The organism is Allobosea psychrotolerans (genome assembly GCF_002917105.1).
GTDB lineage: Bacteria > Pseudomonadota > Alphaproteobacteria > Rhizobiales > Beijerinckiaceae > Allobosea > Allobosea psychrotolerans.
Genome location: NZ_PQFZ01000007.1, coordinates 128,749 through 137,663 on the forward strand (window position 1 = coordinate 128,749; position 8,915 = coordinate 137,663).

Below are 8,915 nucleotides of genomic sequence, written 5' to 3' on the forward strand. Positions count from 1 at the left end.
ACGCCACCAGCACGCAACGAATAAGGTCGAACTGTGTTCCGAACATGATGGACACATTGCCGATGATCTGGCGCTCATCGGCAATGTCTTGAGCTTAAAGCCTAGAGCCGGATGATTTCAGATGGAATCACGAAGTGTTTCCATCTGAAATCTGAATCCGTCTCTCATCAAAGAGTTAGAGCAGGATCGATTGCGAAAAACCGGTGCCCACTCTTTCGCATCCTGCTCTAGCGCAGCGTCAGAGATACTGTCGCCAGAGGGCTCAACTTCGTCACGATTTCGCCCTTTCCGGGCGAGAGCACGCCGCCGCAGAGGCTGCCGGTGGTGACGATCTGGCCAGCGCGCAAACCGCCCATGAAATCCTGCTTGCGGTTGGCCCAGGCGAGGAAGGGCGCCATCGGATCGCCATTCGCATGCACCGCCGGCTTGTCATAGATCGTGACGCCGTTGAGCGAGATGAAGCAGCCGAGCGCGGTCGGGTCATCGAGCGTCTTGATGTCGAGCTCGGGACCGATCAGGTAACCGCCATGACCGAGCGCATCGGCGAGCCAGAGCGCGAAGGGAACACCCGTCCAGTTGGCGAGGCGGCTCTCGACGATCTCGATGCCGAGATAGGCCTTGTCGCAATGGCCGAGCAGTTCGGCGCGCGAATAGGGCTGGTTCGGACGCAACGGCACGTCGCTGGCGAGACGCAGGGCGATCTCGATCTCGACGCGCAGTTCAGCGCCGATCGCGCCCTCATAGGTGTCGCCGGGCTTGAGATAGGGGCCGGGCATGATGCCCGCGACCGGCAGGCCGTCCTCGGCGATGGCGACCTTCCAGCCGGCTTCCGGCTGCTTCAGCACCTTGGCGATCTCGGCCTGCACGCCCAACCCCTCGCTGAAGGAGGCCGGCACGGGCTGGCTTGCCATCTCGATCAGGCTCTTGCCACGGCGGGCGGCGACCAGCGCATCGCGCAAGGTTTCGGTCGTGGTCGGCATTGTGTCTCTTCCCTGTCGGCGTCTTGACGATCATGTCGCGCCCATGGTGCACGGGCGGCAGCGCGCTTGCCAAGCTGCTACAGCAGCAGAAGCCTCCTGGACAACCCGCATGGCGGCATCACCGTCCTGCCATGCGCTGACGGGCCGCCATGGCGGTGCTGATCTCCGCCCTGCCGAAAGGAACGAGGAAACGACCATGAGTGCTTCGCAGAACGACCGACGCATCGACTATGTCGAGTTCAACGTCGCCGACCTCGCGCGGGCGCGCGCCTTCTACGAGAAGGCCTTCGGCTGGAAAATGACCGATTACGGGCCGGAGTACTGCGCCTTCACTGACGGCCGGCTCGAAGGCGGCTTCACCACGCAAGGGACGCCGAATCCGGGCGGGCCGCTGGTCATCCTCTATGCCGACGACCTTGCCGCGACGCAGGCCGGCATCGAGGCGGCGGGCGGGCGCATCGTCAAGCCGGTGTTCGATTTCCCCGGCGGCAGGCGTTTCCATTTCGCCGATCCCGACGGCTATGAGCTGGCGGTGTGGTCGAAGGCATGAGGCAGCCGCTCTTCCCATGCGTCACGCAATGCAGACCTGTCGAAATTTCAAGGGCATAAGACCAGCTTCGTGATAAATTCGCTTCCGTGAACAAGGGAGGCGGTCGATGCGCATGATCGTGCAGTTGATTTCAGCCTATGTTGCCTGGCTCAGCAAGGAGCTTCTGGTGACGCCGGATCTCATCACGAAAGACCGGCGCGGCAACCTGCCCCCGCCCTCCGGCGGTATCGGGGCGTTCTGAATTCGCCTCGGCGAGGCCATCGTCGTCATTGCGAGCGTAGCGAAGCAATCCAGGGGACGTCGAACGAGCCCCCCTGGATTGCTTCGTCGCTGACGCTCGTCGCAATGACGGGAACAGCGGCGCCCCCACTTCCCCCAGCACAGAGCCTGCCGGTTCAACTCGCGCGCCAGTTCGATCAGGCCCTTGCGGGCCTCGGGGTGTAGCGTTGTCACCGGATGCGCGGTCGCGGCGCGGCCGAGAGACGTTCGTAGACTTGCAGGTCCTCCTGCGAGAAGCAGCAGAAGATGACCTCCCGCAGTTGGGTTTTCCCGCGAAGCTCCGAGCCGACGACCTCGATTGCCAGCTGCGCGGCAAGCTCGATCGGATAGCCGTAGATGCCTGTGCTGATACTCGGGAACGCGATCGTCCGAATATCGTTCATCGCCGCGATCGCCAGGGAACGACGATAGCAGGACGCGAGAAGATCCGGTTCGCCATGCGCGCCGCCGCGCCAGACCGGCCCAACAGTATGAATGATGAACTTTGCCGGTAGATTGTAGCCTCTGGTCAGCTTGGCATCCCCGGTCCTGCAGCCCCCGAGCAACCGGCATTCGTGGACAAGATCGGGGCCGGCAGCCCTGTGAATGGCTCCGTCCACGCCACCACCGCCAAGCAATGACGAGTTGGCTGCGTTCACGATCGCATCGACGTGGAGCGTGGTTATGTCTGCGCGAACGGCGCGGAGCCCGACAGGACTTTCGGAGCCTTCCGATTCAGGCATGACGGCCGTTGCCCCTCCGACGAAGATAGCCCCTCTTCATACGGTGCGCGGAGCGCCTCTGCCGCGCAAGCGGCGGACGAGACCGCCGATCAGCGGCATGAACAACAGTGCGAGACCGAGCGTCATCAGCGTCGCGACCAGCGGGTTCGACCAGAAAATCCGGAGCGAGCCCTGGCTGAAGATCATCGACTGGCGGAAGGCGTCCTCGGCCTTGTCGCCGATGACCATGGCGAGCACGAGCGGCGCGATCGGGTAATCGAGCTTCTTGAAGACATAGCCGACGAGGCCGAAGACCAGCGCCAGCCAGATGTCGAACTCCTTGCTCGCGGCGGTGTAGGCGCCGATGAAGCAGATCACCACGATCACCGGCCCGATGATCGAGAACGGGATGCGCAGGATCGAGGCGAAGAGCGGAACCGTCGCCAGCACCACGATGACCGCAACGACATTGCCGAGATACATCGAGGCGATCAGGCCCCAGACGAAATCCGGCCGATCGGTGAACAGCGTCGGGCCGGGGTTGAGCCCCCAGATCATCAGACCGCCCATCATCACGGCGGCCGTCGCGGAGCCGGGAATGCCGAGCGCCAGCATCGGCAGCATCGCCGCCGAGCCCGCCGCATGGTCTGCCGTTTCGGGCGCGATCACGCCCTCGGGATCGCCCTTGCCGAAGGTCTCGGGATGGCGCGAAGAGCGTTTGGCCATGGCGTAGCTCATGAAGGAGGCGGCTGTGGGCCCGCCCGGCGTGATGCCCATCCAGATGCCGATCAGGCTCGAACGCAGCAGCGCCAGCCAGTAGCGCGGCAGCCTGGCGGCGGTCGTCAGCACGTCGCCGATGCGCACCTTGGCGGCGACACCGTCGAATTTCAGCCCCTCCTCCATCGTCAGCAGCAATTCGCCGATGCCGAACAGGCCGATCACCGCAATCAGGAAACTGACGCCGGCGAGCAGCACGTCGAAATCATAGGTCAGCCGGACATTGCCGGAGACTGAATCCATGCCGATGGCCGCGAGCGTGAAGCCGATGCCCATCGAGACGATGGTCTTCAGCGGCGAGGCGCCGCCGAGCCCGATGAAACTGGCGAAGGTCATGAAATAGACGGCGAAATACTCCGGAGAGGAAAAGCGCAGCGCGAATTTCGCAACCCAGCCCGAAAGCAGCGTGATCAGGATGACGCCGGCAAGTGCCCCGAAGCCGGCCGAGAGGAAGGCGAAGGCAAGCGCCTCGGTCGCCTTGCCCTGCTTGGCCATGGGGTGGCCGTCGAAGGTCGTCGCCACGGAGGACGGTTCGCCTGGGATGTTGAACAGGATCGAGGTGGTCGAACCGCCAAACAGCGCGCCCCAATAGAGCGAGGTCAGAAGGATGATGGCCGAGACGGGATCCATCGAGAAGGTCAGCGGCAGCAGCAGCGACACGCCATTGGGCGCGCCCAGCCCCGGCAGGACGCCAACGAGCACGCCCAGCAGCACGCCCGCGAACATCAGCAGGATGTGGTGGGTCGTGAGCGCGACCGAAAAGCCGTGCATCAGGTTGGCGATGTTATCCATGGCTTACGGCACCGTTTTCCGTTGCGAGCCGATCACAGACCGATGAGGGGTTCGAGCGGGCCCTTGAGCAGGCCGATCTGGAAGAATTTCTCGAGCGCGAGATAGAAGAAGGCCGCGGTTCCCAGCGCCGTGACCAGCGTCGCCGGCCAGCCATAGCGGCCCTGGAAACGCATGGCGAAGACGAGATAGAGGATCGTCGCCGCATACATGCCGAGCGTGACGCTGAGGATGACGAAGCCCGCCATCGGCAGCAGGAACGAAGCGACGCGCCGGGCCTGTTCATGGTCAAGGACGCTCCTGCGCAGCGTGAGGTCCCCGGCGAATTGCCTGCCGATGGTCAGCCCGAGCGTGCCGAGGCTCGCCAGCGCGACGAGCCCGCCGACATAGAACGGAAACGCGCCCGGCTGCGGGCCCGAGGAATCCCAGCCGATGCCGAATTCGAGCGCGCCTTTGACGATGACGAGACCAAAAGCCATGGTCGCCAAAGCGGTGACGGTCTCGGCCCAGAAGCGGGTGATCATGCGAGTGATCCTTGGCGCGGGTGGAAGGGCGTCATGGTTGGGCGTGACCCGACCATCCGGCAAACCAGCGGCGACTGGTTCCGAGATTCTCGGGTCGACCCTTTGCGCCGACCGAGAATGACGATCGGGCCGCCCTACTTCACCACCCAGCCTTCGCTCTCGAAGACCTTGCGGCTGGCGGCGTCGTCCTTGGCGACGAAATCGGTGAGCTCCTTGCCCTTCATGAAGCGGCTGGTCTGCGCCGTGCGGCTGACGAATTCCTGCCATTCCGGCGTCTTGCTGACTTTCTCCAGGAGATCGGCATAGAAGGCGACGGCGTCGGCGGGAACCTCGGCCGGCAGCCAGACGGTGCGCGGCATCTGGAAGGTCTCCAGCGGCAGGCCGGATTCCTTGCAGGTCGGGATGTCGCCCCAGCCCTTGCCCTCGAAGACCGGGTCGCTCTTGGCGAGCCGCACCGGCGAGAAGACGCAAAGCGGCTTCACCTGGCCGGCCTTCCACTGGCCGATATTCTCATTGGGATTGTTGACGTTGGAATCGATATGGCCGCCGGCGAGCTGCACCGCCGCGGCGCTGCCGCCCTGGAACGGCACATAGATCCATTTCACGCCCGCCGCTTCCTGGATCATCGAGGTCAGCGTCTGGTCGGTATCCTTGGACTGGCTGCCGCCCATCTTGAAGCCCATGGGCTTGGCCTTGACCGCATCGAGATAGCTCTTGGCGTCGGCATAGGGCGCGCTGCCATTGACCCAGAGCAGGAACTCGTCGAGCGCCAGCGCCGCAACCGGCGTCAGGTCGCTGAATTTGTAACCGAGCTTGGCGACGTAAGGCAAAAGATAGGCGTTGTTGGTGCCGAAGATGACGCGGTTGGGATCGCCCTTGGCGCCCTTGCCGTAGACATAGCCTTCGGCGCCGGAGCCGCCGCCCTTGTTCACCACGACGATCGGCTGGTCGATCAGCTTGTGCTTGGTGATGATCGACTGGATGACGCGGGCGAAATTATCGGTGCCGCCGCCGGCGCCCGAGGTCACCACGAACTCGATGGGCTTGGTCGGCTGCCAGGCCTGGGCCGTGCCGATGCCGCCAAGCGCGAAGGCACCCACGAGCGCGGCCGTAATGCTGAACGATGTCATGCTCTTCTCCCTGATGTCTGGTTTTTCGGAGCGGCTCTTGAGGCGGCCGCCCTCAGTGGAATGCAGTTGTCTCAAGCCGCGGCCGCGACAGGCCGCGGTTCTATCAGGCCGCGGCCTCGTCAGGCCGCGGCCTTGTCCTTGGCTTTTCCGTCCTGCGCCATCTTGATGGCGAGCGAGAGCGCGGCGCGGGTGGCGCCGAGATTGGCGATGCCCTTGCCCGCGATCTCATAGGCCGTGCCATGGGCCGGCGTGCAGATCGGGAAGGGAAAGCCGCCGATCAGGGTGACGCCACGGTCGAAGCCGATCAGCTTCATCGCGATCTGGCCCTGGTCGTGATACATTGTCAGAACGGCGTCGAAATCGCCGTTCTTCGCACGCAGGAACACGGTGTCGGAGGGGAACGGCCCCTCGACGGTGAAGCCTTGCGCCTTGGCGGCCTTGACCGCCGGCTCGATCGTCTCGATCTCGTCGCGGCCGAAATTGCCGCCATCGCCGGCATGGGGATTGATGCCCGCGACCGCGATGCGCGGCGGATTGAAACCGGCGGCGCGCAGATTGGCGTCGGCCAGCGTCAAGGCCCTCAGGATACGCTCCTGGGTGATGTTCTGCGCGACCTCGGACAGCGGAATATGCGAGGTGACGCGGGCGTTCCAGAGCTTGTCCAGGATGTTGAACTCGCTCGCCGCGCCCTCGAAGCCGATCGCATCACGCACGAAGCGGATCTCGTCGTCATAGCCGGGATAGGCGAAGCGCATCGCCGCCTTGTTGAAGGGCGTGAAGAAGACCGCATCGGCCTGCCCCGAGGCCGCGAATTGCAGCGCGCGGCGGAAATTCTCGGTCGCGGCCTTGCCGCCGGCGAGCGTCGCCTTGCCGCGCTCCAGATCGGCCGGATCGTGATTGGCGAGATCGACGAAGACCGGGGCGTCCGAGCCCACGGGAATGGCGTCGCCGTCGCGGATCAGCTGGACGGCCGGATCGACCTTGCCGTCCTGGGCTCCGAGATCGAGCAGGCGCTTGTCGCCGAACACGACATAGCGGGCGGCATGACGCAGATCGGGCTCGACCAGGATACGGGCAGTGAGCTCGGGGCTGATGCCGGAGGGGTCCCCCATCGCGACCGCGATCACCGGCAGCGCGCCATTCGCACGGCTTTCCATGAGATAGTCTCCAGCTTCGTCTTGTTGGACTCTGGCTAGGGCAATTTTCGACCCAATAGGGTCGAAGATTGCCCTAGCCTTTTGTTTTGACGCGTTTTCTTCACGCGAACCGGCATCCACTTCGCTCAAAAACGCTCTAGCACGGCCCCTCTTTCGCAGCAAGTATGCTGTATGCAGCATATTCTCCTTGCTGTAGACAGACAGCGAAAGGCGCGAACCGGCCCGGCCGGATGACGGCGCCATGTTGGGAAGAGACGACGATGAATTTCCACGCGCATTACGCCGGCATCGCGCAGCCGATCGAGACTTGCCTGATCGGCAGCGGCGGCTTTGGCCGCAGCTACCTGGCCCAGGCGCGCCGTACCGCGCTGGTCAATGCGCGCATTGCCGTCGACATGACGGCGGAAGCGGCCGGGCGCGCTTTTGCCGCGGCCGGGATCGCGTCAAGCGAGATCGCGCTCTGCGAGACTGCGAGCGAAGCGCGCGCGGCCTGGGCAGCGGGCCGCCATGTCGCGGCGGGACGGCTGGAGAGCGTCATCGACCTGCCCTTCGCGATGCTGGTCGAGGCGACGGGCGGTCCCGAGGCTGCGACCCGCCACAGCCTGATGGCGATCGAGGCCGGCAAACATGTCGCGCTCGTCTCCAAGGAGGCCGACAGCGTCGTCGGACCCGGCCTTGCCCGCCTCGGCCGCGACAAGGGCGTGGTCGTCACCCCCGTCGATGGCGACCAGCCCAGCCTGTTGATCGCGCTGGTGAGCTGGGCCGAGGTTCTGGGGCTGGAGCTGATCGCGGCGGGCAAATCGAGCGAATACGACTTCGTCTTCGACGCAGCGACCGGCTCCGTCGCCTGCAATGGCGTGACCAGGCTGCTGCCGGAACTGCGCGAGCACTGGCTGCCGGGCGAGCGCTCCATCGTCGCCACCGCCGCGGAACGCGCGCGCATCCTCGGCCAGGCCTTTCCGCTACGGGCCGTGCCGGATCTCTGCGAGATGACGCTCGTCGCCAACGCGACCGATCTTGCCGCCGATACCGCCGCTTTCCATGCCCCGCCGGCGCGTATCCCGGAGATCGCCGACCTGTTTTCGCAGGCGACGCAGGGCGGCCTGCTTTCGGGTACGCGGCGAATCGACGTGTTCCATCATCTGCGCCTGGCCGAGGAGGCGAGCTTCGCCGGTGGCGTCTTCGTCGTCGTCGCCTGCGAGAATGCCGAGACCTGGGAGATGCTCGCCGGCAAGGGGCATGTCATCAGCCGTACGGGCAAGACGGCGATGCTGTATCTGCCGCGCCATCTGCTGGGGGTGGAGGTCGCCACCTCCATCCTCGATGCCGCAGGCCTCGGCCGCTCCGGCTATGGCGACGACTACCGCCCGCGCCAGGACCTGGTCGCCGTGGCGCAGCGCGATCTCGCCGCCGGCTCGGTGCTGACCATGGGCGGACACCATCACAGCATCGAGGGCGTGGGCGCGGAGGTCCGCCCTGCCGCCGCGCTTGCCGAGGACCGCCCTGCCCCGTTCTATCTGGCCGCCGACCGCAAGCTCCTGCGCTCCGTCAAGGCCGGCCAGGCGATTGCGCTGGGCGATGTCGAGATCGCCGCGGATTCAGGCTTGCTCGCGATGCGCCGGCGGCAGGACGCCCTGTTCGCGGACAAGGCAGATTTCGTGAACAAGGCAGCCGATGCCGGTTTGACAGCGCAGGGAGGCCATGCCGTAAACGGCGCGAGCACAGGAGCAATGGCAGCACGATGAGCGAAGCGGTGGCCGAGTATCCGAGGATCACGCGCCGCACCTTGCATGAGGAGGTGCTGGAGCGCCTTCGCGACATGATCATCGAAGGCAGGCTCGAACCCGGGCAGCGCATCAATGAGGGCCAGGTCGGCGCGCAGCTTGGGGTTTCGCGCACGCCCTTGCGCGAGGCGATCAAGACGCTCGCCAGCGAAGGGCTCGTCGAGATCCTGCCGGCCAAGGGCGCGATCGTGCGCAAATTCACCGCCAAGGATCTCGCGCAGATCCTGCAGGTGCTGAAGACGCT

10 protein-coding genes are annotated in these 8,915 nt (G+C 65.1%); 4 read left to right on the plus strand and 6 right to left on the minus strand.

What is annotated here, in order from left to right; all coding sequences use genetic code 11:
• Positions 1-227: 227 nt before the first annotated feature.
• Positions 228-980: a hypothetical protein gene (locus CYD53_RS14130; protein ID WP_103718731.1), complete on the minus strand. Its 753-nt coding sequence runs from the start codon at positions 978-980 to the stop codon at positions 228-230.
• A gap of 196 nt (positions 981-1,176) precedes the next feature.
• Between CYD53_RS14130 and CYD53_RS14135 the strand changes: the two genes are divergently transcribed.
• Together CYD53_RS14135 and CYD53_RS30885 are read left to right on the plus strand one after the other, a co-directional pair.
• On the plus strand, positions 1,177-1,530 hold the full coding sequence (locus CYD53_RS14135; RefSeq protein WP_103718859.1) for a VOC family protein: 354 nt from the start codon (positions 1,177-1,179) through the stop codon (positions 1,528-1,530).
• Between the two features lie 106 nt (positions 1,531-1,636).
• Positions 1,637-1,771 (plus strand): hypothetical protein, encoded by a 135-nt coding sequence (locus tag CYD53_RS30885; RefSeq protein WP_281261263.1) that lies wholly within the window; start codon positions 1,637-1,639, stop codon positions 1,769-1,771.
• Between the two features lie 208 nt (positions 1,772-1,979).
• Here the strand turns inward: CYD53_RS30885 and CYD53_RS14140 are convergent, their stop codons facing one another.
• From CYD53_RS14140 to CYD53_RS14160, 5 genes are all read right to left on the minus strand, one after another.
• Positions 1,980-2,531 carry an O-acetyl-ADP-ribose deacetylase gene (locus CYD53_RS14140; protein ID WP_103718732.1) on the minus strand — a complete coding sequence of 184 codons (552 nt, stop codon included), beginning with the start codon at positions 2,529-2,531 and terminating at the stop codon, positions 1,980-1,982.
• A gap of 36 nt (positions 2,532-2,567) precedes the next feature.
• Positions 2,568-4,079 (minus strand): tripartite tricarboxylate transporter permease, encoded by a 1,512-nt coding sequence (locus tag CYD53_RS14145; protein ID WP_103718733.1) that lies wholly within the window; start codon positions 4,077-4,079, stop codon positions 2,568-2,570.
• Between the two features lie 32 nt (positions 4,080-4,111).
• On the minus strand, positions 4,112-4,600 hold the full coding sequence (locus CYD53_RS14150) for a tripartite tricarboxylate transporter TctB family protein (RefSeq protein ID WP_245928230.1): 489 nt from the start codon (positions 4,598-4,600) through the stop codon (positions 4,112-4,114).
• Positions 4,601-4,734: 134 nt separating this feature from the next.
• The gene (locus CYD53_RS14155) at positions 4,735-5,730 is read right to left on the minus strand and encodes a Bug family tripartite tricarboxylate transporter substrate binding protein (protein ID WP_103718734.1); all 996 of its coding nucleotides are present in this window, start codon (positions 5,728-5,730) and stop codon (positions 4,735-4,737) included.
• A gap of 119 nt (positions 5,731-5,849) precedes the next feature.
• A complete protein-coding gene (locus CYD53_RS14160) occupies positions 5,850-6,887 on the minus strand; it encodes a 4-hydroxythreonine-4-phosphate dehydrogenase PdxA (RefSeq protein ID WP_103718735.1) in 1,038 nt (345 codons plus the stop codon).
• 260 nt (positions 6,888-7,147) lie between these two features.
• Between CYD53_RS14160 and CYD53_RS14165 the strand changes: the two genes are divergently transcribed.
• Both CYD53_RS14165 and CYD53_RS30295 read left to right on the plus strand, forming a co-directional pair.
• Entirely contained in the window at positions 7,148-8,632 is a 1,485-nt protein-coding gene (locus CYD53_RS14165; protein ID WP_245928231.1) for a flagellar biosynthesis protein FlgA, read from the plus strand.
• Positions 8,629-8,915 (plus strand): GntR family transcriptional regulator (locus CYD53_RS30295; protein WP_181011873.1); only part of this gene is annotated, 287 nt, incomplete at its 3' end. The genes CYD53_RS14165 and CYD53_RS30295, both read left to right, overlap by 4 nt.